We start from the raw sequence: 22,393 nt of genomic DNA, 5'->3' as shown, positions 1-22,393 counted from the left end.
GGGCAAGTGCTCACTTACGTCAAGGTCCGCCGGACCGGGGGCGCGGCGCCCGGCCCGGACGCGGGTCACCCGTTCTGGAGGATCAGCTCGGAGCCCTTCTCGCCGATCATGACGGCCGGGGCGTGGGTGTGGCCGCGGTTGAGCGTCGGCATGACGGACGCGTCCACCACCCTGAGCCCTTCGACGCCGCGCACCCGGAGCGAGGGGTCCACGACCGACGCGTCGTCGGCGCCCATCCGGCAGGTGCCGACGGGGTGGTAGAGCGTCTCTCCGCGCTCGCGGATCCACTGGGCCAGCTCCTCGTCGCTCTCCGGCCCCCAGTACGGCGCCATCGGCCCGCCCGCGTACCGCTTCATCGCGCTGGTCGCGAAGATCTGCTTGGCCGTCCTCAGCCCGGCGATCAGCCGTTTGACGTCGGCCTCCGCACTCAGGTAGCCGGGGTCGATCAGCACGTCCCGGCCGCTCAGCCCGACCCTGCCGCGGCTCTCCGGCTGCAGCAGCACGACGCCGACGGTCAGGCCGTGGCCGGTCGGGGGGGTGAGCCCGTGGTCGACGAACGGCCCGGGGGCGAAGACGAGCTCGATGTCGGGCGCGGGCTCCTCCTCCGAGGTCCTGACGAACGCCACCGCCTCGCCGACGTTCGTGGTGAGCATGCCCGAGCGCAGCACGATGTAGCGCAGCAGGTTGACCAGCGACTCGGCCTTCGTCAGGGTCACCGGCTCCTTGCACTCGACGTACACGCCGGAGGCGAGGTGGTCCTGGAGGTTCTTGCCGACCTCGGGCAGCTCGCACACGATCGGCACCCCCGCGTCGCGCAGCTCCTCGGCCGCGCCCACCCCCGAGCGCATCAGCAGGTACGGCGAGCCGATCGTCCCCGCCGACAGGACGACCTCCCTCCGCGCCCTGATCAGGGTTCCGCCGCTGTGCTCGACGCCGACGGCGCGCGTGCCCTCGAACACCACGCGGTTCACCGGCGCGCCGGTGAGCACCGTGAGGTTGGGCCGGGCGGCGGCCGGGCGCAGGTAGGCGTCGGCCGAGCTCCACCTGCGGCCGCGGTTCTGAGTGACCGGGGTGGGGCAGTAGCCCTCGTTGGAGCGGCCGTTCAGCTCGCCGAGCCGGGTCAGGCCCAGCTCCTCGCAGGCCCGCAGGAAGGCGTGCGTGGTGACGTTGGGGCTGCGCAGCTCGGAGATGTAGAGCGGGCCCGAGGTGCCGTAGACCCCGCCGTGGTTGCTGCCCACACGCTGCTCGGCCCTGGTGAAGTAGGGCAGGACCTCGTCGTACGTCCAGCCCGGCACACCCCACTGGTCGTAGTCCTCCTGGCAGCCGCGCACCCACATCTGGGCGTTGAGCGAGGACGAGCCGCCGATCACCCGGCCGCGCGGCCAGTAGAGCTCACGGCCGGACATCTCGCTCTGCTTGGCCGTCGTGAAGTTCCAGTCGTAGTCGGTCTTGAACAACCTGGCGAAGCCCGCGGGCATGCGGATCTCCAGCTTGTCGTCGTGCCCGCCCGCCTCGACCAGCGCCACCGACACCGCCGCGTCCGCCGACAACCTGTTGGCCAGCACGCACCCTGCGGACCCCGCTCCGACGATCACGTAGTCGTACTCCATGAGCACTCCAGGGGGGTGAGTAACTTCCTACTTGCTTACTCCAGGTGAGCCGGCACGTCCATATGCATCTGTAACCTGGGTTACCTACCGGTCGGTATGGGCTGATGCCAAGATGGCGGGCAAGCGCGTACAGAGGAGGAAGGCGTTCATGCTCAACTTGTCGGTCGTCCTGGAGGACAGCGCCAGAAACAACCCAGACGGCACGGCCATCGTCTTCGGCGACATGCGCCTGCCGTACGGCATGATCGACACTGTCGCCCGTCAGGTGGCGAGCCTGCTGGTGTCGCGTGGCATCGGCAAGGGCGACAAGGTGGCCCTGGCCTGCCCCAACCTGCCGTACTTCCCGTTCGTCTACTTCGGCATCCTCAAGGCCGGCGCGACCGTCGTGCCGCTGAACGTGCTGCTGCAGGGCCGGGAGATCGCCTACCACCTCGACGACAGCGACGCCAAGGCGCTGTTCTGCTTCGAGGGCTCGCCGGAGCTGCCTCTGGGTGAGCGCGGCAAGGCGGGCTTCGAGGCCGCCGACGGCTGCGAGCACTTCTTCGTGCTGCCCGCCACGGCGCTGGCCACCGAGTCCCCGTACGGCGAGACGGTGTGGGCCGCGCTGAACGGCGTGCCGGCCGAGTTCGAGACCGTGCAGACGGCCCCCGAGGACACCGCCGTGATCCTCTACACCTCCGGAACCACCGGCCAGCCCAAGGGCGCCGAGCTCAGCCACCAGAACATGCTGATGAACGCGCTGATCAGCGACCGGATGTTCCCGCGCAGCGAGGGCGGCGACACCTACCTCGCGGTGTTGCCGCTGTTCCACTCCTTCGGCCAGACGACGATCATGAACACCGCGTTCATGCGCGGCTCGACGGTCGTGCTGATGCCGCGTTTCGAGCCCGGCGAGGCCCTGGAGCTCATGCGCAAGGAGAACGTGACGACCTTCGCCGGCGTCCCGACGATGTACTGGGGCATGCTCACGAAGATCCACGCCGAGGGCGCCGAGGTGCCGCGCAGCCTGAAGGTGGCCGTGGCCGGCGGCGCGTCCTCGCCGGTCGAGGTGCTGAGGGACTTCGAGCAGACCTTCGGCTTCGGCATCCTGGAGGGCTACGGCCTGTCCGAGACCTCTCCGGTCGCCAGCTTCAACCAGCTCGGCCGTCCCACCAAGCCCGGCACGATCGGCACGCCCGTCTGGGGCGTGGAGATGAAGCTGATCGACAGCGAATGGAAGACGATCGAGGGCGAGGGCCCCGGCGAGATCGCCATCCGCGGCCACAACGTCATGAAGGGCTACTACGGCCGCCCCGAGGCGACGGCCGAGGTGCTCGACGACGGCTGGTTCCGCACCGGCGACATCGCCACCCGCGACGCCGACGGCTACTACGCGATCATCGACCGGGCCAAGGACATGATCATCCGAGGCGGCTTCAACGTCTACCCGCGCGAGCTGGAGGAGGTGCTCATGACCCACGAGGCCGTCTCGCTGGCGGCGGTCGTGGGCGTGCCGCACGCGTCGCACGGCGAGGAGGTCAAGGCGTACGTCATCCGCACGGCCGGTTCGGCGGTCACCGAGGACGAGCTGATCGCCTGGGCCAAGGAGAACATGGCCGCCTACAAGTACCCGAGGATCATCGAGTTCCGCGACGCCCTGCCGATGACGGCCACGGGCAAGATCCTCAAGCGCGAACTCCGCTAGCCGCCGAGGCGGAGGCGCGGGCCACCCCCGCGCCTCCCCCGGCCGCCTCCCCCGGCCGCCTCCCGCGCCTTCGCCGACCGAGACCGGACGGACCACGCCGATGCCGCCGCTCGCGCTGTTCGACCTGGACAACACGCTGATCGACCGGCTGGGCGCGTTCCGGCTGTGGGCCGCCGAGTTCGCCGCCGGGCGCGGGCTGGGCCAGGACGCCGTGCGGTGGCTGGTACGGCTGGACGCCGACGGTTCCGTGCCGATGGACGTCTTCTTCGCCCGCGTACGCGAGCGGTTCGGGCTGGCCGAGCCCGTCGGGGAGCTGTGGCGGGACTACCGGGGCAGGCTGCCGTACCTGGTGGAGTGCCGGGGCGGTGTGCTGGCGGGGCTCGACCGGCTGCGGGCGGCCGGCTGGGCGGTCGGGATCGTGACGAACGGGATGGCCGACAACCAGACAGGCAAGATCCGCCGTACCGGTCTGGCCGGGCGGGTGGACGGGTGGGCGATCTCCGGCGCGGAGGGCGTACGGAAGCCGGACACCCGGCTGTTCGAGATCGCCGCCGTCCGCTGCGGGGCCGTGCTGGAGGGCGGGTGGATGGTGGGCGACGATCCGGACAAGGACGTCGCGGGCGGGCACGCGGCCGGGTTGCGGACGATCTGGATCGACCGCGGCACGGGCGTGCCCGCTCCCACCGCCGACCTGGCGGTGGACGACGTGCTCGCGGCCGTGGAGGCGTTAATCCGGATGTCCGGAGGCGGGGACGCTCGCTAGCGTGGGCGGATGCGCGACAGGCCCACGGATCTCGACGAATCGCTGCTGGTGACCGCCCTGGAGGCGTGGGGGGTCGAGGCCGCCGGGCTGACGTACGCGCCTGTGGGCTTCGGCGACCACCACTGGACCGCGACCGGCGCCGACGGGCGGCGCTGGTTCCTCACCGCCGCCGACCTGGCCCGTAAGCCCGAGGGCGCGTTCGAGGAGCTGCGGCGGGCCATGGAGACGGCGGCGGCGCTGGCGACCGGTCTCGGGTTCGTGGTGGCGCCCGTGCCCGATCTCGCGGGCGGCGCGTTCCTGCGCCCGCTCGGCCCCCGGTACGCGCTGAGCCTCTTCCCGTTCGTCGAGGGCGTCGGCGGCGAGTTCGGCGACGAGCTGACCGCCCGCGACCGCGCCGAGGTCATCGACCTGCTGGCCGAGCTGCACACCACGCCCCCGCCCGCGTCCGTCCCGGCCCGCCCTCTGGAGCCGGCCGGGCGGGCGGAGCTGGAGCGGGCCCTCGCCGAGACCGGCCGCCCGTGGGCCGGCGGGCCGTACGCCGAGCCCGCCAGGGCCCTGGTCGCCGGGCATGCCGAAGCCCTGCGAGCCCGGCTGCGTGAGTTCGACCGCGGATCACGCGACCTCGGCCGTCCCGTCGTCACCCACGGCGAACCGCACCCCGGCAACCTGCTCCGGCACGAGGGCCGCCGCCTGCTGGTCGACTGGGACACCGTCGGCCTGGCCGTGCCCGAACGGGACCTGTGGCTGGTCGCCAGGACGCCCGCCGACCTGGCCAGGTACGCCGCCGCCACCGGCCGTACGCCCGATCCGGCGGCCCTCGGCCTCTACCGGCTGCGCTGGAGCCTCGACGACGTGGCCGAGTTCGTCGCCTGGTTCCGCTCGCCGCACGGCTCCACCCGCGACGCCGAGCTGAGCTGGACGGCCCTCACCGAAACCTTGGAACACCTGGCCGACCCGGCCGGCGGCGTGGCCTCCGCCCAATAGCACCGACATGCCCGCATACTGGCACCACTCCCCTCGCGCGTGAACCGCATGACCTGTCCGCGGAAAAAGGGAGATCATGAGATTTCGGGTGGTCGCCGGCGTACTGACAGCACTCCTCGCGAACCCCTCCGCGGTCGCCGTGGCCTCGGCCGGGCTGCCGCTCCCCGACGATCCCATCTCACAGGACGACACCGAACGTTCCGAGAACGAGACCAACCCGCAGGGGGCCGGCCCCTCCGGCCCGGGCGGCTACTGGACCGGCCTCAAGGTGCGCCCGCGCCGGCCGCGTCAGGACAGCAATGTGCGCGTGCTCGTCCACTGCCCGCACACCTCGACCGACGCCATCGTCACCGCCAAGCCCTTCAATCCGCCGGGCTCGTTCCGGCACTCCACGCCGCTCGGCCTCGGTATCAGGAAGGGCCGCGGCTTCGACACCAAGTACGTCGCCTACGACGCGCTGCTCGGCTGGCGCCTGGTCAGGTTGAAGTGCCTGCGCATCACCATGCTGGAACACCCGCGCCGCCGGATCGTCCGGCTGGTGAGCCGGGACCGCACCTACGTCCTCATCCGCCCGTTCAGGAAGGAGCGCTTCTGAGGGAGGTCAGCCCTTCAGCAGGTCGGCGAGCACCGCGGCCTCGCTGATCTCGGGCTCCCTGGTCGCGGTGAGCAGGGTCAGCGCGCCCTTCCCGGCCAGCTCGCGCAGGTGCGCCACGGCCTCGGCCCGTTCGGGCTCCTCAAGCTCGCCGCGGTAGCGGCGGCCGAACTCGGCGAACCGGTCGGGGTCGTGCCGGTACCAGGTGCGCAGCTCGGTCGAAGGGGCCACCTGCTTGCACCATTCGTCGAGGTGGGCGTCGGCCTTGGACAACCCGCGCGGCCACAGCCGGTCGACCAGCACCCTGGCGCCGTCGTCCGCCGCCGGCTCCTCGTAGACCCGGCGCACCCGGACCCTGTTCCCAGCCGTCACCGTCAGCCCCTTCCCCCACCGTGACACCACGCTACGCCGGGCGTCGCCAAGCGGGGTTCAGGGACCCGGACGGGAAAGTCCACGATCCGGGCCGCCTCGCCACGCCGGTCCGGCGCCCCGGAACCGGGGCACCGGGCCGAGGCGGCGGACCGTGGGGAGGAGCCCCCTGGGTGGTCAGGGCCAGGTGACCGACGGGCGCAGCGGGACTCCCGCGCGGCCGTCGTCGTCGAGCTTGACACCCAGCACCTGGTGGAGCTGGACCTTGTTGCGCTCGAAGCCCACGATGCAGCCGGCCATGTAGAGGGCCCACACCCGGGCGGTGCCCATCCCGACCTCCTGGACGGCGTCGTCCCAGTTGGCGTCGAGGTTGTCGCACCAGTGGCGCAGGGTCTTGGCGTAGTGCTCGCGCAGGTTCTCCTCGTGGCGGATCTCGAAGCCGATGTCCTCCATCTGCCTGACCAGCCAGCCCACCGACTCCAGCTCGCCGTCGGGGAAGACGTAGCGGTTGATGAAACCGCCCTTGTTGAACGTCTTCTCCTTGCCGGTCGGGCGGGTGATGCAGTGGTTGAGCAGCCGGCCGCCGGGCTTGAGCTTGCCGTAGAGGAACTCGAAGTACGACGGGACGTTGTCCTTGCCGATGTGCTCGGTCAGGCCGATCGAGCTGACGGCGTCGAAGCCGGTCTCACGTACGTCGCGGTAGTCCATGAAGCGCACTTCGGCGAGGTCCTGGAGGCCCGCCTCGGCGATCGCCTTCTGGGCCCACTCGGCCTGCTGGCGGCTCAGGGTCACGCCCAGGGCCTTGACGCCGTAGTGCTTGGCGGCGTGGATGACCATGCCGCCCCAGCCGCAGCCGACGTCGAGCAGGCGCATGCCGGGCTTGAGGCCGAGCTTCTTGGCCACCAGGTCGAACTTGGTGTACTGGGCCTCCTCCAGCGTCGCGTCCTGCTCGGGGTAGGTCGCGCACGTGTACGCCATGGACGGCCCGAGCACCCACCGGTAGAACCGGTTGGACACGTCGTAGTGGTGGTGGATCGCCTCGGCGTCACGCTGCTTGGCGTGGCGCGAGCCGAGCCGGGCCAAAGCACTCTGGCGCACCTCCTGCGGGGGCGGCGGCACCCGCATGAGCAGCGGCTTGACACCCAGCGACCGCACGGCGGAAAGCTTCTCACTGGTCGTCAGGTCGTTGGTGGTGATGTTCCACATACGGTCGAGCAGGGTGTACAAGTCGCCGTGCACGTCGATGTGGCCGGAAATGTAGGCCCTGGCCAGGCCCAGTTCCCCGGGGGCCTGTGCCAGGTAGGCCACCGCGATCGGCGACTTGACCTCGATGCCGAGGTCGGCGCCGTCGGGCCCGGCCTTACTGCCGTCGTAGGCCATGAACGAGATGTTCGCGTCAGAGCCGACGATCTTTTCAAAGATGGTTGCGAGAGCCATGCTCACCTTCCCCGTACACACTTTTCGTACAGGTCCAGCAGGCGACCGTTCGGGTCGTATTCCCGCTTGACCGGCCAATAAGCATCACCGTTGTACAGCTCCCAGAACTGCTCACGGGCGTAGAAGGAGGTCGAGTAGAGCGACTTGTGGCCGTCCAGCTCGTGCACCGAGTCCTCGATGAGCTTGTTGTAGTAGCCGTCGAACTGGCCGCGCGGCAGCGGGACCATGCCCCAGAAGCCGAAGTTGACGTAGAGCTTGCCGGGCTCCAGCGGGTAGATCGGCCAGCGGGAGCTCGCCCGCAGCGGGCACATCCACACCGGGGTCATGCCGACCTTGTCGTGGAAGAACTCCAGGAACTGCGCGCCCCGCTCGATCGGCACCTCGACGTCCTGGATCACCGACTCCTGGACGGGCTGGTCGCGCCACCGGTCGACGCGGGCGGTCAGCCCGGTCCTGCGGTCGAGGGCGACCAGCTTGCGGTAGACGTCGGAACGCATCCAGCGGCGCGGCATGAGCGAGCGCACCACCGGCTGCTGCACGCCGAACGCCCGCGAGCACCAGAACCAGTCGGTGTCCCAGCGCCACAGGTAGTCGTGGATGGTCAGCCAGTCGCGGCTGCGCTGCCTGATCGACTGGTAGTAGATGCGCATGCCGGTGTAGTCGGAGACGTAGGGCGCGCGGTCGGCGAAGCGGCCCAGCGTGATGTACATCTCCTCCGGGTCGAAGAAGACGCCGTCCACGAAGTCGACCTGCTCGCCGTCGTGCACCATGCTGTCGGAGATCTCCTGCATGGCGAGCATGCACTTGGCCGCGTCGGTGAACCTGATGTGCGTCAGGTGCACGTATGGCTGGACCTGGCGGAGCTTGATCCTGATGCGCAGCGCGTAGCCGAGCGTCCCGTAGGAGTTGGGGAAGGCGCGGAACAGGTCCTGGTGCTCGTTGTCGTCGCGGGCCACGATGACGCGGCCGTCGCCGGTGAGGATCTCCAGTTCCTCCACCGACTCGTGCGGGAGGCCGTCCCTGAAGCTGGTCGACTCGATGCCGAGGCCGGTCACGGCGCCGCCGAGCGTGATCGTCTTGAGCTGCGGCACCACGTACGGCATGAGCCCGTACGGCAGCGTGGCCTCGACCAGGTGCTCGTACGTGGTCATGCCCTGGACCTCGGCCGTCATCGTCACCGGGTCGACGCTGATGACCTCGTCCAGGTCTCTGGCGGACAGCTTGGCCGTCTTGCCCCCGTCACGGAATCTGAACAAGTTTGACGTGGACTTGGCCAACCGGGGCGCGGCGTCACCGGGGATCTCGGCGTAGGACTGCCGGATCTGCTCTACTGCCCGCTGGTGTGTCGACATCGTCGTCGTCACGGAAGCACCCCCTTGAGCTGGTAGAGATCGTCCGTAAGACCGTATCTCCCGCAGGCTGACTCGAACAGACCGGGGTCGTTAAAGACACGAAAACTGTTCATCGTGCCAGGTGAAACCCTTATATGGCAGGCAAATCCGGAAATCTCCTACGAACTGTCGGTGAGACCCCGTTTAGTACCGCCTGTACCTCTCGTCCCTCCAGGGCCGCCGTCAGGTTGTCCAACGTCGCCGTGAGCAGGCGCGTCGTGGCCTCGGGGGTCACTCCGGCGGCGTGCGGCGACAGCAGGACGTCCGGCAGGTCGCGCAGCGGATCATCGGCGGGCAGCGGCTCGGTGTCGAACACGTCGAGCGCGGCCCCGCCGAGCCGCCCGTCGCGCAGCGCGGCGACCAGTGCCGCCTGGTCGACGACCCCGCCCCTGGCCGCGTTGACCAGCAGCGCGCCCGGCTTCATGCGGCGCGGGTCGATCAGGCCGCGGGTCTCCTCCGACAACGCGATCACCACGACCAGGACGTCGCTGGTGGACACCAGAGTCTCCAGGTCGGCGCGGCCGGGGGCCTGCCTGGGCGTCCTGGTCCAGTACGAGACCTCGCAGCCGAGAGCGCGGAACAGGCGGACGCAGTTCTCGCCGATCGGGCCGTAGCCGACGACGCCGACGCGGCGGCCGCTCAGCTCGCGGGGCCGCAGGCCCTGCTGCGGCCACTCCCCCGCGCGTACGGCGGCGTCGGCCGCGCCCAGCCTGCGCGACAACGACAACGTGGCGGCCAGGCACCACTCCGACACCGCGACGGCGCTGACGCCGGGCGTGTTGGCCAGCGGCACCCCCGCCTCGGCCAGGGCGGCCAGGTCGTGGCCGTCCACCCCCACCGAGGGCTGCTGCACGAAGGCCAGCGCGGGCGCGTGCTTGACCGCCTCGGCGTCGAGCACGAGCGTCGAGGTCCAGTCGCCGAGCACGATCTCGGCCTCGGGCAGCGCGGCCAGCAGCCCGGCCCGGTCGCGGGTGGCGGGCACGCGCACCTCCACCCGGTCACCGAGCGGGGCCAGCAGGTGGCGCGTCGCCTCCTCGGGAAGCGGCGGCAGGGCGAGCAGGTTCCAGGGGCTCATGCCTTCACAGTAAAGCTGTCGATCACCTGCCGCATCAGGCCCCTGTTGCGCAGCCACTGGTCCTGGGCGACCGTCCAGGACAGGATGTAGGCCGTCTCGCCGGACACCACCGCCCTGCGCACCTCGTGGTACGTCATGCCGGGCCTGATCCAGCGTGTGCCGGCGGTGCTGGCGGCGGTCCAGGAGAACTCCCACTCGACCGCCTTGGCGCCCCGGTGGGTGACCACGCGGCGGCCGCGGCTGATGACCTCCTGGCCCTCCTGCCGCAGCGTCTCCTCCGAGTCGCGCAGGATCTGGTTGGGGTCGACGCTGGAGAACAGCGCCTGGACGCCGAGATGGGCGTTGCCGTCGGGACGCGTCCACTCGGTGGAGGACTCGCGCAGCGCGCCCCTCCAGCCGAACGGCCGCAGGATCGACCACCCGTCCCGCGAGTTCCACGCGCGTACGGCCGGGCGGGGACGGCGCACGGTCGGCGTCGGGGTGGCCGACGGCGTCCCGGCCGTCGCGGACGGCTGCGAGGGGGACGGCGTCAGCGGGCTGGCCGCGGCGGCCGGCTGGGCGGTGCGCGGCGCGCCCTCGGCGGGCGAGGCGAACTTGAAGTAGGCGACGGCGCCGCCCGCGACCACCACCACGGCGGCGGCCGCCACGGCCAGCACGGCCCGCCCGCGCCCGCTGCCCGGCTTCTTCTCCGGCAGGTCGGTGTAGGCCGGTTTGACCGCCACCTCGATGGCCGCGAGCAGCCGGTCGGCCTCCTCGATGTTCACCCGTTCGGCGGGCTCCTTGCGCAGCAGGCCCTTCAGGACCGGGTGCATGACCGGCGGGATGCGCCGGTAGTCGGGCTCCTCGTTGAGCAGCGCGTTGATCGTCGCCATCGCCTCGCCGCGGTCGAACGGCGACCGGCCCACCATCGCGGCGAACAACGTCGCGCCGAGCGACCACAGGTCGGAGGGCGGTCCGGCCTCGTCGGCGCGTACGCGCTCGGGGGCGAGGAAGCTGGGCGAACCGGTCACCATGCCGGTCCTGGTCAGCGAGGCGTCGCCCTCGACCGTGGCGATGCCGAAGTCCATCAGCACGACGCGGCCGTCGTCGGCGATCAGGATGTTGGCGGGTTTGACGTCCCGGTGCAGGATCCCGGCCTCGTGGGCGGCCTTGAGCGCCGACAACACCTGGCGGCCCACGTCGGCGGCCTGGCGTACCGGCAGGGCGCCGGAGGTGGCCACGACCTGCTCAAGTGAGGGGTGCGCGACCAGTTCCATGACGATCCAGGGCCGGCCGCCCTCCTCGACCACGTCGTAGACCGCGACCACGGAAGGGTGGTTGAGCTTGGCCGCGGTGCGGGCCTCGCGGGCGGTGCGCATCAGATGGCGCTCCTGCTCGCCCGGCGACAACCCGTCGGGCAGCAGCACCTCCTTGATGGCGACCTGCCGGTTGAGCAGTGTGTCGTAACCCTCCCAGACGACGCCCATTCCCCCGCGGCCCAGTTCGCGCATTAACTGGTAGCGCCTGGCGACAAGCTGGTTGCTCTCCGAAACCATGTCCTACCCCTGTAGCGGCGCAAGCGCCTGCTGCAGACAGCCGCTGGACGCCGGCGATCTGTAGACCACCCGAACAGTGGGCAAGTTTCCCATACCTCCCACGAGTTCGCGGGAAGGACGGCGAAGGCCGCTTGCCACGACTTGCCGAATGTTGTTCTACTGAGGCAGGCTCGGAGCTCTTGTTCGCGCATCCGTCGAGGAGTTGTTCATGTCCAAGGATAGTGGCGGTCCCCTGGCCGGAGTGCGCGTGCTGGAGCTGGCGGGGCTCGCCCCGGGGCCGTTCGCCGGGATGATGCTGGCCGACCACGGCGCCGAGGTGCTGCGGGTCGACCGGGTCAAGGCCGTGTCCGACAGACCCCGTACGGACGTCATGGACCGCGGCAAGCAGACGATCGGCCTCGACCTGAAGTCGCCCGAGGGGGTGGCCGCCTTCAAGGAGCTGGCCCGCAACGCCGACGTGGTGATCGAGGTGTTCCGGCCCGGCGTCGCCGAACGGCTCGGCATCGGCCCCGCCGACCTGCACGCCGTCAACGAGCGGCTGATCTACGGCCGGATGACCGGCTGGGGCCAGGACGGCCCGCTCGCCCCCACCGCCGGCCACGACATCGACTACATCGCGATCTCCGGCGTGCTGTCCATGCTCGGCCGCGAGGGCGACCAGCCCACCCCGCCGATCAACATCCTCGGCGACTTCGCCGGCGGCGGCCTGATGCTCGCCTACGGCGTGCTGCTGGCCCTGTTCGAACGCGAGCGCACCGGCCGGGGCCGGGTGATCGACGCGGCCATGGTCGACGGCGCCGCGGTGTTGTTCTCGATGTTCTACCAGGCCGCCCAGAGCGGCTTCTGGGGCCCGCGCGGCACGAACCTGCTCGACACCGGCGCCCCCCAGTACGACACCTACGAGACCGCCGACGGCGGCCACGTGGCGGTCGGCTCGCTCGAACCGCAGTTCTGGGACGCCATGGTCGGCCTGATGGGCCTGACCGACCTGCCCGACAGGAACGACCGGGCGCAGTGGCCGGCGCTCAAGGCCCGCCTGGCCGGGGAGTTCGCCAAGCGGACCCGCGCCGAGTGGGAGGCCCTGTTCGACGGCTCGGACGCCTGCGTCTCCCCCGTCCTTTCCATGGCCGAGGCCGCGCGGCACCCGCACAACGTGGCCCGCGGCACGTTCAGCGAGGTCGGCGGCATCGTCCATCCGGCGCCCGCACCGCGCCTGCTCGGCGTGCCGGCGCCTGACCTGTCCCCCGCCACCCGTCTCGCGGACCTGTCCGCGTGGGGCCTGCCGAAGGAGGAGGCGGACAAACTGCGCGAGCAGGGCGTGCTGGCCTGAGACGCCGTGCGCGCCGGTCAGGGGCGTGACGGCGTCACCGGACGCGCCAGGGCGGCGTAGTCCTTCGGCCTGATCGAGTCGTGCAGGCGCACGCCCTTGCTGCTGATCTTGGCCGCGGCCCTGGTGAGGGCGACCGGCAGGCTGTTGACCAGCCGGACGCCCTGGGTGAGCGCCCACACGTCGAAGCGGCTCCCGGGGACGATGCCCCTGGCCGCGCGGCGGGCGAAGGAGCGGCTGCGGCGCACGTAGTCGCCGAGCTCGGCCTCGTAGGCGGGGAAGGCCGCGCGGTGGTCACCGCCGTGCGCGGCCAGCTCGCCCGCCAGCACGTACGCCCCCACGACCGCCAGGCTGGTGCTGCCGCCCACGGCAGGCCCGGGGCAGTAACCGGCGTCGCCGGCCAGCGTCACCCGGCCGCGCGACCAGGAGTCGAGCCTGAGCTGGGTGATGGAGTCGAAGTAGAAGGCGGGCGTGCGGTCCACCTCGTCCAGGATTCTCGGGACCTGCCAGCCCAGGCCGCCGAAGCGCTCGCGCAGCAGTTCCTTCTGGCGGGCCACGTCCCGGTAGTGGTAGTCGAGCGGCTCCGGCGTCCTGAACAGGAATCCGGCCCGCGCGTCGTCCATGTGCGCGGCGCTGTACACGGCGGCCATCCAGCCCTCGCCCGCCATCGCCTCCATGCGGCCGTCGAGGCCCAGGAAGTTCGGGACGGAGGCGACCGCGAGGTAGGCGCCGATCCAGGTCGCGAAGCGCTCCTCGGGGCCGAAGGTCAGGCGGCGTACGTTGGAGTGCAGCCCGTCGGCGCCGATCACCAGGTCGAAGCGTTCCTCCCGGCCGCTGTCGAAGCGCACCTCGCCGTCCTCGGAGATCGAGGCGATGGAGTCGCCGAAGACGTAGTCGGCGTCGCGGCGGGTGGCGTCGTAGAGGACCTCGCTCAGGTCGTCGCGCATGATCTCGACGTGCCGGTCGGAGACGGCCGTGAGGATGCGGCGCAGCTCCAGCTCGACGGGCCGCGCCCCGCCCTCCCGGTGGAGCCTGAGCCAGTCCGTGCCGGTCTTCTTCGCCAGGATCGGCTCCAGGACGCCCATCTTCTCCACGATGTCCATGGCGGGCCTGAACAGGTCGACCGCGTGGCCGCCCGATTTCCTGAGCGCGGGGGCCCGTTCGACGACCGTGACCTCGAAGCCGTACTTGGCCAGCCAGTACGCCAGCGCCGGCCCGGTGACGCTCGCACCCGAGACGAGGACTCTCATGGCCGCCCTCCTTACTTAACGGTTGGTAAGTTCACCGTAGCACGCGTCCTTACTTAACGATAGGTAAGCGATAAGGTTGGGCCATGCCCAGTGACACCAAGGCCCGAATCCAGGCGGTGGCCCGCGAGCTGTTCGCCGAGCAGGGCGTGCAGAACACCAGCCTGCGCCAGATCTCCGACCGGCTGGGCATCACCAAGCCCGCGCTCTACTACCACTTCGCCTCACGCGACGACCTGGTGCGCAGCATCGTGCAGCCGCTGGTGGAGGACTTCGAGCGGTTCACCGCCACGCGCGAGCCCGGCGACCCGCGCGCGCTGCTCGACGACTACTTCGAGCTGATGTGGCGCCACCGCGACGTGATCGGGATGATGGTGCGCGACATCTCGATCCTGTCCTACCTCGACCTGGGCATGCGCATGTTCGAGTGGCGGCGCGAGCTGATCGCCCTGCTGCTCAGCCCCGACCTCACCCCGGCCCAGCAGATCCGCGCCACGGTCGCGCTGGGCGGCATGGCCGACTGCACCGTCGAGTACGCCGGCCTGCCGCTCGACGAGGTCAAGCCCACGGCGGTCGCGGCGGCGGCCGACGCGCTCGGTTTGTGACCTAGACGGCCACGTAGAGGTCGGCGCCCTCGGGGTGGTGGACCTCCAGGTCCGTCGTGAAGGCGCGGGAGGGCTGGCCGCCCGACTCGGTGTGCTGCCACACCTGCTGCCACGCCTCGATCAGCGCCTGCGGCATCGGCCCGCGCGCCTCCAGCCTGAGCGACTTGGCGGCCGGCACGCGCACCGCCACCATGCCCTCGGGCAGGCGCGGCACCGTGCGCACGCAGATGCCGACGATCTGCGTGTAGGCGCCGTTGTGGTCGCTCTCGTAGTCGGTCAGCACCGCGTAGAGGTTCTCGTCGATCCGGCCCGGCACGTGCGCGAAGGCCCCCGGCGCGCCCGCCCGCTGCCACAGCGCGGGCAACGTGGCCCGTGCCGGATCCATCTCACCGGCGTTCGTGGTGCGTACGGCGTAGCCGACCACGGTCAACTCGGTCCGTTCGACGATGTCCACGGATTCCCTCCCCCAAATGTGTCCCGGCCGATCATAAGCCCCGCAGAAAGGGGGAAACCCCTTGTTGACCCTGTCACCCCATAAGATGGATGAACGTGAAGTTTCTTAACGACCAAGAGCCTCGTTACGATTTGACTTATAGCGACGTGTTCATGGTGCCGTCGCGTTCCTCGGTCGGGTCGCGGCTCGCGGTCGACCTCTCGACGAACGACGGCACGGGCACCACCATCCCGATCGTCGTCGCCAACATGACCGCCGTGGCCGGCCGGCGCATGGCCGAGACCGTGGCCCGTCGCGGCGGCATCACCGTGCTTCCGCAGGACATCCCGCTCGACGTCGTCGCCGACGTCGTCGACTGGGTCAAGAAGCGCGACCTGGTCCACGACACGCCGCTCACGCTCACGCCGCACGACACCGTGGGCGAGGCGCTGCACCTGCTGCCCAAGCGCGCCCACAACGCGGTCATCGTCGTCGACTGGGACAACCGGCCCGTCGGCGTGGTGACCGAGGCCGACTGCCAGGGCGTGGACATGTACACCCAGCTCTCCGAGGTCATGTCGAGCGAGCTGCTGACGCTGCCCGCCGGGCTCGACCCGCGCGCCGCCTTCGACCGCCTGCATGGCGGCCGCCACCGCCTCGCGCCCATCGTGGACGAGAACGGCCGGCTGGTCGGCATCCTCACCCGTACGGGCGCGCTGCGCGCCACGCTCTACCAGCCCGCGCTCGACGCCCAGGGCCGCCTGCGCATCGCCGCCGCCGTCGGCGTGAACGGCGACGTCGCCGCCAAGGCCAAGGAGCTGCTGGAGGCCGGGGCCGACTGCCTGGTCGTGGACACCGCCCACGGCCACCAGGAGAAGATGGTCGCCGCCCTGCGCGCGGTCCGGGCGCTGGACCCCGGAGTGCCGGTCGCGGCGGGCAACGTGGTGACCGCCGAGGGCGTGCGCGACCTGGTCGAGGCGGGGGCCGACATCCTCAAGGTCGGCGTCGGGCCGGGCGCCATGTGCACCACCCGGATGATGACCGGGGTCGGGCGGCCGCAGTTCTCGGCGGTGCTCGAATGCTCGGCCGAGGCCCGCCGGCTCGGCCGGCACGTCTGGGCGGACGGCGGCGTACGGCACCCCCGCGACGTCGCGCTCGCGCTGGCCGCCGGGGCGTCCAACGTGATGATCGGCTCCTGGTTCGCCGGCACGTACGAGTCGCCCGGCGACGCCCGTACCGATGCCGACGGGCGCAGGTACAAGGAGAACTTCGGCATGGCCTCCTCGCGGGCCGTACGCCTCAGGACGGCCGAGGACTCCGCCTACGACCGGGCCAGGAAGGCGCTGTTCGAGGAGGGCATCTCGACCTCGCGCATGTACCTCGACCCCAAGCGGCCCAGCGTGGAGGACCAGATCGACGGGATCGTCGCCGGCCTGCGCTCGTCGTGCACGTACGCGGGGGCGGGGACCCTGGAGGAGTTCCACCGGCAGGCCGTCGTCGGCATCCAGAGCTCGTCCGGCTACGCGGAGGGCATGCCCCTGCACCAGAGCTGGTGACCCAACCCCCCGGGCAGTCGTGGGTCGGCGCGGACTTGGGTGGTGCGGCGGCTCTGACCGGTGGCGTGGCGGCGCGGCCGTGGGTCGGCGCGGCCGTGTGGGTCGGCGGGGACTTGGGTCGGCGCGGTCTTCGGGGGCGCGGGTCAGGTGCGGTGCCAGCCGCCGGCCGCGTGGATGCCGCCGTCGACGTGGACCGTCGTGCCCGTGACGAACCCCGCCAGCCTTCCGGCGAGGAACACCGCCGCCCCCGCGGCCTCCGCCGGATCGGCGAGATGGCCGAGGGGCGGCAGGCGGGCGGGGTCGTAGGGCAGCGGACGGGCCGACATGCTCTCACGCACCCGCGACTCCCCCTCGGTACGCAGCGCGTCGGGCGCGATGGCGTTGACCCGGATGCCGCGCGGGGCCAGCTCAAGGGCCAGCGAACTGGTCAGGCTCGCCACGCCCGCCTTCATCGCGGCGTACACGGCGAAGCCCGGCGCGGCCTGGTGGGCCTCGCTGGAGGTCACGTTGATGATCGAGGAACCGTCGGGCATCATCGGGAGCATCGTCCTGATCATGCCGGTGACCTGGCTGAAGTTCTCCTCGACCAGCGTGCGCTCACCGCGCGGCGACAGGTCGGCGAACGCCGCGTGAAACGTCCCGCCCGCGTTGTTGACCAGTACGTCCACCCGTCCCCAGCGCTCGCGCACCGCCTCGGCGAACAGCCCCACCGCCACCGGATCGCGTACGTCCAGCGTCATGGCCAGCCCGGCCCCCGCACGATCCGCCTGGGCCGCATGGTCCGTCCGATCTGCGCGGCCCGCCTGACCTGCGCGGTCGGCGCGGTCGGCGCGGTCGGCCTGCGGCCAGTCGCGGTCGCAGACGGCGACGTGCGCGCCGAACGCGGCGAACGTCTCGGCGATCGCCAGCCCGATGCCCCGGCCCGCGCCGGTGACCACGGCGACGCGCCCGGTGAGCAGGACGGCGTCGGGCGAAAGGGCGGCCATGAACGACGACCATATCCCGACGGCATAGAGTCGTCGGGTTATTGTCATCGTCAACAGGAGCACTTCGTGGCACTCGAGAAGCCTGAGATCGACTTTCCTGAGGGCAACCCGCCCGCCGACCTGGAGATCGTCGACCTCGTCGAAGGCACTGGCCCCGAGGCCAAGCCGGGCCACAACGTCAGCGTCCACTACGTGGGGGTCTCGTTCTCGACCGGGGAGGAGTTCGACGCGTCGTGGAACCGCGGCCAGGCGTTCGAGTTCCCGCTCGGGGGCGGGCGCGTCATCGCGGGCTGGGACCGCGGGGTCGCCGGAATGAAGGTCGGCGGCCGTCGCAAGCTCGTCATCCCGGCGCACCTCGGCTACGGCGACCGCGGCGCCCCGCCGCGCATCAAGGGCGGCGAGACGTTGATCTTCGTGGTCGACCTGCTCGGCGTCCGCTAGACCGGAACGGGCGGGCCGCCGCCGGTGGCCCGCCCGGCTTCCCCGCTTTGGTGAAACCCAGGACAAATCGGGTGGGGAAATGTCGGCGTGGTGAGGCACGATAGCGGTGTGCTTCTGATCGACGTGGTCCGCACCTCCGACGCGGTGACGCGCACCTCCGCACGGTTGGGCAAGGTCGGCCATCTGGCCGAGTTGCTCGCCCGGGTCGGCCCCGACGAGGCGGAGATCGCCATCGCCTACCTGTCGGGCGACCTGCCGCAGCGCCAGGTGGGCGTGGGCTGGCGCTCCCTGGAGGACGTCCCGCAGCCCAAGCTGGCCGCCACCGCCACGCTGACCACCGTCGACGCGCTGCTGACCAGGATCAAGGCGATCTCCGGTCCGGGCTCGCAGGCGGCGCGCAGAGCGCTGGTCGCCGAGCTGTTCGCGGGGCTGACCAGCCAGGAGCAGCAGTTCATGCGCAGGCTGCTCAACGGCGAACTGCGCCAGGGCGCCCTCGACGGCGTGATGATCGAAGCGGTGGCCAAGGCGTCCGGCGCGCCGTCGGCCGACGTGCGGCGGGCGCTCACCCTGCGCGGCTGGCTGCCCGCGGTCGGCGCGGCGGCTCTGACCGGCGGCGTGGCGGCGCTGCACGCGTTCAAGCTGGAGGTGGGGCGGCCGGTCGCCCCCATGCTCGCGGGCAGCGCGCCCAACGTGGCCGCCGCGCTGGAGAAGGCGGGCGCCCCCGCGGCCCTGGAGTGGAAGCTCGACGGCGTGCGCGTGCAGGCCCACAGGTCAGGCGAGGACGTACGCGTCTTCACCCGCACGCTCGACGACATCACCGCGCAGGTGCCCGAGCTGGTCGAGGCCGTGCTCGGGCTCGACTCCGCCGACCTGGTGCTCGACGGCGAGGTCCTCGCGCTGCGGCCGGACGGGCGTCCCCATCCGTTCCAGGTCACCGCGAGCCGCGTGTCCAGCAAGACCGGCGTGGAGCGGCTGCGCGAGCAGACCCCGCTCAGCGTGTTCTTCTTCGACGCGCTGCGCGCCGACGGCGCCGACCTGCTCGACCTGCCCTACTCGCAGCGCCAGGAGGCGCTGGCCCGTGCCGTCCCGCCCGGCCTGCTGACGCCGCGGCTGATCACCGCCGACGTGGCCGAGGCGGAGAAGTTCTTCACGGACGTCGTCAAGGCGGGCCACGAGGGCCTGGTCGTGAAGTCCCAGTCGTCCCCGTACGCCGCCGGTCGGCGCGGCGCGGGCTGGATCAAGGTGAAACCCCGGCACACGCTCGACCTGGTGGTCCTGGCTGCCGAGTGGGGCCACGGCCGGCGCGAGGGCAAGCTGTCCAACCTCCACCTGGGCGCGCGCGACCCCGAGGGCGGGTTCGTCATGCTGGGCAAGACGTTCAAGGGGCTCACGGACGAGCTGCTGGCCTGGCAGACCGAACGCTTCCTCCAGCTGGCCGAGGGCCCCACCGACGACTGGATGGTCAGGCTCCGGCCCGAGCTGGTCGTGGAGATCGCCTTCGACGGCGTGCAGCGCTCGCCGCGCTACCCCGGCGGGATGGCGCTGCGCTTCGCCCGGGTGCTGCGGTACCGGCCGGACAAGCGGGTCGAGGACGCCGACACCGTGGACACCGTCCGCTCACTCATGTTCTGAGACGTTGAACCCGTGCGCCGGCTCACGTTCTGAGACGGTGGACGCCGTTCGCCGGCTCATGTTCGGAGATCGAATTCTGCCGATCATTCTGAGGCGGGCGAATTTCCCGATCATGCTTTTCGCGGCAATTCTCGATCATGTTGGCGATGAATTCCGCCGCGCGTAGGTTGCGGCGAATTCCGGTGTTCTCCGGAAACCCGAAGATCCTCGGCGTACTCTCGGCGACCTGGGCCTCTTGCGCCTTTAAGTGATATATGTCACTGTATGTCGCATTAAGTTGTCTTTACCTGCTGTTTGTCGCATATGTTCTTCCTCGCCCGCCGGATCCCCCATCCCTGCGGGCGGATCGGCCGTCACGCGCCTCCACATCCCCCATGACCTGGCCTTTCCTCTTCCTATCCCCTAGCTAGGACCGTGGTTTACCTTGGGCCAGCACTCCCACAAATCGTCCCCCAACGACCGCAAGCTCTCCCCGGGCAAGCGCCGCTGGACCGCCATCGCAGCAGGCGCCGCCGTCGTGGCCGCCGCCTCGACCACCGCCTGGGCCGCCGCGGGCAACGACTACCCCGACGCGGCCGGCAAGGACTCCGTCCCAGCGGCCTCCGCCACCGGCACCCCCAACCCGCCGGTCGCGGCCAAGGCCGCCCAGCCCAAGCCGACCACCCCGGCCACCGGCACGAAGTCCACCCCGAACTCCACGAACCCCACGGACCCCACGGACGCCGCGGACACCGCCGCCTCCGCCCCCAAGCCGCCCGCCGCCGCACAGCCCGCCCCCGCCTCGGACGCGAGCCCGAAGACGGCCAAGACCGTGAAGCCGGTCAAGCTCAAGACCACGAAGCCGAAGGTCCGCGTGCTGTCCTCCGGGACCTGCGGCGCCTCGTACTACGGCGAGCCCCAGATGACGGCCAGCGGCGAACGTTTCAACCCCTCCGCGATGACCGCCGCCCACAAATCCCTCCCCCTGGGCAGCCGGGTCCGCGTGACGAACCCCCGCAGCGGCTCGTCGGTCACCGTACGCATCAACGACCGTGGCCCGTACGTGGGGGGCCGGTGCCTCGACCTCTCAAGGGCCGCCTTCGACGCGATCGGCAGCCTGGGCGCAGGCGTCATGACCGTCCGCTACGAAGTCCTGGGCCGCTGACCCCGTCTCCTCAGTCCGGGCCTCGGCTCGGGGCTGCTGACGGACCACCTGGACGGTCTCCTGTGGTGGGCCGTCGAGCAGGCGCTCCGGGCTGTTTGTTGCGCCGCGCCGCACCTCGTCCGGCACCGCCCGCCCCCGGGACCTTCTGTTGGTCAGCCAGGGGGCGGGGTGGGCGGCCTCTGCACAGAGCCCGCCCCGCACGCGGTGGGCCGGGCGCTCGCCAAGAGGCTGCCCCCTCCAGCGGAGAGGCCGACCGCCCCCTCAGCGCCACCCGACCTCACAGGGCCACCTCGAGCTCGCAGCACAGCACCGCACCACGCTGCGCCGCAGCCGGACGTGTCCCCAAACGTCCCCCAGCATCCCCAAGCGCCCCCGAACGTCCCCAAGCGTCCCCGGATGTGCGGCAGGACGTCCCCCAACATCCCCCGATGTCACTCTCCCGGCCCCACACGTCCCCCTCGTACGGTGGGAGCGGGCTACTTCACCAGCCGAACGGTCAGTGGGTAGCGGAAGTTGCCTTCCGACAGGGCGGAGACGCCGCCCACGATGGACAGGACGACGGCGGCGACCCAGATCACCGGCAGCAGCACCACGCCGATGACGGTGATGGGCAGAAGGACCGTCGCCCCCAGCACGGTGAGCTGGAAGTTCAGTGCCTCCAACGCCTGCCGCCGCATGTACGCCGATGTCTTGGCCCCCGTCAGCAGCAGGACCAGCGGCCCGACCACCGGGATCCCGACGGCCATCAGCAGGTGGCCGGCGGCGGCCCCGAGGCGTTCGTTGCTCTCCGGAGCTCGCCCATGCCGGACCGGCGGATACGGCATGGGCGGCGCGATCCTGGGCGCCGCCATCGATCCGTACAGCTCGGTCATGATGGGCATCAGGTCGCCGTGGGTGCGCGCGGTCATCGCGCGTTCGAGCCGGTCGTCGAACTCGAACTTGTCGAACCGGCCGTCGGCGTAGGCGGCCTTGACGTGCTCGACGACGTGCTCTCGGTCCTGGTTGGTGACGCGCAGATGAGCTGGCGGCACCTGTCCCGGCCCGGGGGTCTTGGGTACCCCAGCCATGATTGTCATGCCTCTCCTTGGAATCGGCAGTCAACTTTCATACTGCGTCCTCAGAGCCGGACGTGCCATCGGGAGAAACCCGGAGCTGTCCCCGAGATCATCCCCGACGCGGGAGCTCCAGACGGTATAAAAAGGATTCATGAGATGGCGAGACCGCTACGGCATCCGTCGACTTCGCGGACAGAAGGTCGCGAAGTTCGACCGCGAGGCGACCGATGCCGACATCGAAGCGCTCATCGCCTTCGCACGTTCGCGGCGTGGCGTCGAGTTCTACGTCGAGCCCGAGACGTTCGCCACCGACACGACCGCCATGGCGGTCGCTGACGACGGCGAGTGGACCAGACGCAGGGTCGGGTCGCCGGCGGTGATCCACAAGGTCGCTCGCGATCTTGCATTACCGGTGTACGACGTGCAGCTGACGGGATATCCCCCTCGGATGCGCGCGTACAACGAACGCCGCCGCCGTGAAGAAGGCAGCCTGTAGTTCCTCCGGAAAGGGTGCTGGTCCACGGGAC

General features: G+C 70.9%; 21 protein-coding genes. 11 read left to right on the top strand and 10 right to left on the bottom strand.

The genetic code is table 11. The annotated features are described in order from the left end of the window. Window positions 1-65 precede the first annotated feature (65 nt). Complete coding sequence (locus IEZ27_RS31380; protein WP_189650538.1) at window positions 66-1,610, bottom strand: GMC family oxidoreductase; 1,545 nt, start codon at window positions 1,608-1,610, stop codon at window positions 66-68. A gap of 148 nt (window positions 1,611-1,758) precedes the next feature. Here IEZ27_RS31380 and IEZ27_RS31375 point away from each other — a divergent pair, with 148 nt between their 5' ends. From IEZ27_RS31375 to IEZ27_RS31360, 4 genes are all read left to right on the top strand, one after another. Beyond that, window positions 1,759-3,294 (top strand): long-chain-fatty-acid--CoA ligase, encoded by a 1,536-nt coding sequence (locus tag IEZ27_RS31375; protein WP_189650537.1) that lies wholly within the window; start codon window positions 1,759-1,761, stop codon window positions 3,292-3,294. Window positions 3,295-3,394: 100 nt separating this feature from the next. Then, on the top strand, window positions 3,395-4,057 hold the full coding sequence (locus tag IEZ27_RS31370) for an HAD family hydrolase (protein WP_189650536.1): 663 nt from the start codon (window positions 3,395-3,397) through the stop codon (window positions 4,055-4,057). Window positions 4,058-4,066: 9 nt separating this feature from the next. Further along, window positions 4,067-5,041, top strand: a complete 975-nt coding sequence (locus IEZ27_RS31365; RefSeq protein ID WP_229824518.1) for an aminoglycoside phosphotransferase family protein — start codon at window positions 4,067-4,069, stop codon at window positions 5,039-5,041. 76 nt (window positions 5,042-5,117) lie between these two features. Next, a complete protein-coding gene (locus tag IEZ27_RS31360) occupies window positions 5,118-5,636 on the top strand; it encodes a hypothetical protein (RefSeq protein ID WP_189650535.1) in 519 nt (172 codons plus the stop codon). Window positions 5,637-5,642: 6 nt separating this feature from the next. Here IEZ27_RS31360 and IEZ27_RS31355 read toward each other — a convergent pair whose 3' ends face one another. The 5 genes from IEZ27_RS31355 to IEZ27_RS31335 form a co-directional block, all read right to left on the bottom strand. Next, on the bottom strand, window positions 5,643-6,005 hold the full coding sequence (locus IEZ27_RS31355; protein WP_189650534.1) for a DUF488 domain-containing protein: 363 nt from the start codon (window positions 6,003-6,005) through the stop codon (window positions 5,643-5,645). Window positions 6,006-6,179: 174 nt separating this feature from the next. Next, the gene (locus IEZ27_RS31350; protein WP_189650533.1) at window positions 6,180-7,439 is read right to left on the bottom strand and encodes an SAM-dependent methyltransferase; all 1,260 of its coding nucleotides are present in this window, start codon (window positions 7,437-7,439) and stop codon (window positions 6,180-6,182) included. 2 nt (window positions 7,440-7,441) lie between these two features. Further along, the gene (locus IEZ27_RS31345; RefSeq protein WP_125640237.1) at window positions 7,442-8,791 is read right to left on the bottom strand and encodes an FAD-binding oxidoreductase; all 1,350 of its coding nucleotides are present in this window, start codon (window positions 8,789-8,791) and stop codon (window positions 7,442-7,444) included. A 130-nt stretch (window positions 8,792-8,921) separates the two neighbouring features. Continuing rightward, on the bottom strand, window positions 8,922-9,905 hold the full coding sequence (locus IEZ27_RS31340; RefSeq protein WP_189650532.1) for an NAD(P)-dependent oxidoreductase: 984 nt from the start codon (window positions 9,903-9,905) through the stop codon (window positions 8,922-8,924). Then, window positions 9,902-11,440 (bottom strand): serine/threonine-protein kinase, encoded by a 1,539-nt coding sequence (locus IEZ27_RS31335; protein ID WP_189650531.1) that lies wholly within the window; start codon window positions 11,438-11,440, stop codon window positions 9,902-9,904. The genes IEZ27_RS31340 and IEZ27_RS31335 overlap by 4 nt, the downstream gene beginning before the upstream one ends. A 208-nt stretch (window positions 11,441-11,648) precedes the next feature. Here IEZ27_RS31335 and IEZ27_RS31330 point away from each other — a divergent pair, with 208 nt between their 5' ends. Continuing rightward, entirely contained in the window at window positions 11,649-12,770 is a 1,122-nt protein-coding gene (locus tag IEZ27_RS31330) for a CaiB/BaiF CoA transferase family protein (RefSeq protein WP_189650530.1), read from the top strand. 17 nt (window positions 12,771-12,787) lie between these two features. Here IEZ27_RS31330 and IEZ27_RS31325 read toward each other — a convergent pair whose 3' ends face one another. Then, window positions 12,788-14,017 (bottom strand): FAD-dependent monooxygenase, encoded by a 1,230-nt coding sequence (locus IEZ27_RS31325; RefSeq protein WP_189650529.1) that lies wholly within the window; start codon window positions 14,015-14,017, stop codon window positions 12,788-12,790. Between the two features lie 83 nt (window positions 14,018-14,100). On the opposite strand from IEZ27_RS31325, the gene IEZ27_RS31320 reads away from it, so the two are divergent. After that, on the top strand, window positions 14,101-14,619 hold the full coding sequence (locus IEZ27_RS31320) for a TetR/AcrR family transcriptional regulator (protein ID WP_189650528.1): 519 nt from the start codon (window positions 14,101-14,103) through the stop codon (window positions 14,617-14,619). Window position 14,620: 1 nt separating this feature from the next. On the opposite strand, the gene IEZ27_RS31315 is transcribed toward IEZ27_RS31320, so the two are convergent. Then, window positions 14,621-15,073 (bottom strand): GyrI-like domain-containing protein, encoded by a 453-nt coding sequence (locus tag IEZ27_RS31315; protein WP_125639597.1) that lies wholly within the window; start codon window positions 15,071-15,073, stop codon window positions 14,621-14,623. 95 nt (window positions 15,074-15,168) lie between these two features. On the opposite strand from IEZ27_RS31315, the gene IEZ27_RS31310 reads away from it, so the two are divergent. Then, window positions 15,169-16,608: a GuaB1 family IMP dehydrogenase-related protein gene (locus IEZ27_RS31310; RefSeq protein ID WP_189650527.1), complete on the top strand. Its 1,440-nt coding sequence runs from the start codon at window positions 15,169-15,171 to the stop codon at window positions 16,606-16,608. Between the two features lie 143 nt (window positions 16,609-16,751). Here IEZ27_RS31310 and IEZ27_RS31305 read toward each other — a convergent pair whose 3' ends face one another. Then, window positions 16,752-17,594 carry an SDR family NAD(P)-dependent oxidoreductase gene (locus IEZ27_RS31305; protein ID WP_189650526.1) on the bottom strand — a complete coding sequence of 281 codons (843 nt, stop codon included), beginning with the start codon at window positions 17,592-17,594 and terminating at the stop codon, window positions 16,752-16,754. A 66-nt stretch (window positions 17,595-17,660) separates the two neighbouring features. Between IEZ27_RS31305 and IEZ27_RS31300 the strand changes: the two genes are divergently transcribed. The 3 genes from IEZ27_RS31300 (at window position 17,661) to IEZ27_RS31290 (ending at window position 20,811) form a co-directional block, all read left to right on the top strand. Beyond that, a complete protein-coding gene (locus IEZ27_RS31300; protein WP_125639587.1) occupies window positions 17,661-18,035 on the top strand; it encodes an FKBP-type peptidyl-prolyl cis-trans isomerase in 375 nt (124 codons plus the stop codon). Window positions 18,036-18,143: 108 nt separating this feature from the next. Then, window positions 18,144-19,667, top strand: a complete 1,524-nt coding sequence (locus IEZ27_RS31295; protein WP_189650525.1) for an ATP-dependent DNA ligase — start codon at window positions 18,144-18,146, stop codon at window positions 19,665-19,667. A gap of 424 nt (window positions 19,668-20,091) precedes the next feature. After that, window positions 20,092-20,811: a septal ring lytic transglycosylase RlpA family protein gene (locus IEZ27_RS31290; RefSeq protein WP_189650524.1), complete on the top strand. Its 720-nt coding sequence runs from the start codon at window positions 20,092-20,094 to the stop codon at window positions 20,809-20,811. 476 nt (window positions 20,812-21,287) lie between these two features. Here the strand turns inward: IEZ27_RS31290 and IEZ27_RS31285 are convergent, their stop codons facing one another. Beyond that, complete coding sequence (locus IEZ27_RS31285) at window positions 21,288-21,878, bottom strand: DUF1707 and DUF4870 domain-containing protein (RefSeq protein ID WP_189650523.1); 591 nt, start codon at window positions 21,876-21,878, stop codon at window positions 21,288-21,290. A gap of 139 nt (window positions 21,879-22,017) precedes the next feature. Between IEZ27_RS31285 and IEZ27_RS31280 the strand changes: the two genes are divergently transcribed. Continuing rightward, window positions 22,018-22,362, top strand: a complete 345-nt coding sequence (locus IEZ27_RS31280) for a hypothetical protein (protein WP_125639576.1) — start codon at window positions 22,018-22,020, stop codon at window positions 22,360-22,362. The last annotated feature ends 31 nt before the right edge of the window (window positions 22,363-22,393 follow it).

This window comes from Nonomuraea spiralis (genome assembly GCF_014648435.1).
Taxonomy (GTDB): domain Bacteria; phylum Actinomycetota; class Actinomycetes; order Streptosporangiales; family Streptosporangiaceae; genus Nonomuraea; species Nonomuraea spiralis.
This window is presented reverse-complemented; position numbering and strand designations above follow the sequence as displayed.

Coding starts and splice junctions, on each gene's coding strand:
- IEZ27_RS31380 (WP_189650538.1), bottom strand. CDS start 1,610: ATGGAGTACGACTACGTGATCGTCGGAGCGGGGTCCGCAGGGTGCGTG.
- IEZ27_RS31375 (WP_189650537.1), top strand. CDS start 1,759: ATGCTCAACTTGTCGGTCGTCCTGGAGGACAGCGCCAGAAACAACCCA.
- IEZ27_RS31370 (WP_189650536.1), top strand. CDS start 3,395: ATGCCGCCGCTCGCGCTGTTCGACCTGGACAACACGCTGATCGACCGG.
- IEZ27_RS31365 (WP_229824518.1), top strand. CDS start 4,067: ATGCGCGACAGGCCCACGGATCTCGACGAATCGCTGCTGGTGACCGCC.
- IEZ27_RS31360 (WP_189650535.1), top strand. CDS start 5,118: ATGAGATTTCGGGTGGTCGCCGGCGTACTGACAGCACTCCTCGCGAAC.
- IEZ27_RS31350 (WP_189650533.1), bottom strand. CDS start 7,439: ATGGCTCTCGCAACCATCTTTGAAAAGATCGTCGGCTCTGACGCGAAC.
- IEZ27_RS31345 (WP_125640237.1), bottom strand. CDS start 8,791: ATGTCGACACACCAGCGGGCAGTAGAGCAGATCCGGCAGTCCTACGCC.
- IEZ27_RS31340 (WP_189650532.1), bottom strand. CDS start 9,905: ATGAGCCCCTGGAACCTGCTCGCCCTGCCGCCGCTTCCCGAGGAGGCG.
- IEZ27_RS31335 (WP_189650531.1), bottom strand. CDS start 11,440: ATGGTTTCGGAGAGCAACCAGCTTGTCGCCAGGCGCTACCAGTTAATG.
- IEZ27_RS31330 (WP_189650530.1), top strand. CDS start 11,649: ATGTCCAAGGATAGTGGCGGTCCCCTGGCCGGAGTGCGCGTGCTGGAG.
- IEZ27_RS31325 (WP_189650529.1), bottom strand. CDS start 14,017: ATGAGAGTCCTCGTCTCGGGTGCGAGCGTCACCGGGCCGGCGCTGGCG.
- IEZ27_RS31320 (WP_189650528.1), top strand. CDS start 14,101: ATGCCCAGTGACACCAAGGCCCGAATCCAGGCGGTGGCCCGCGAGCTG.
- IEZ27_RS31305 (WP_189650526.1), bottom strand. CDS start 17,594: ATGGCCGCCCTTTCGCCCGACGCCGTCCTGCTCACCGGGCGCGTCGCC.
- IEZ27_RS31285 (WP_189650523.1), bottom strand. CDS start 21,878: ATGGCTGGGGTACCCAAGACCCCCGGGCCGGGACAGGTGCCGCCAGCT.
- IEZ27_RS31280 (WP_125639576.1), top strand. CDS start 22,018: ATGAGATGGCGAGACCGCTACGGCATCCGTCGACTTCGCGGACAGAAG.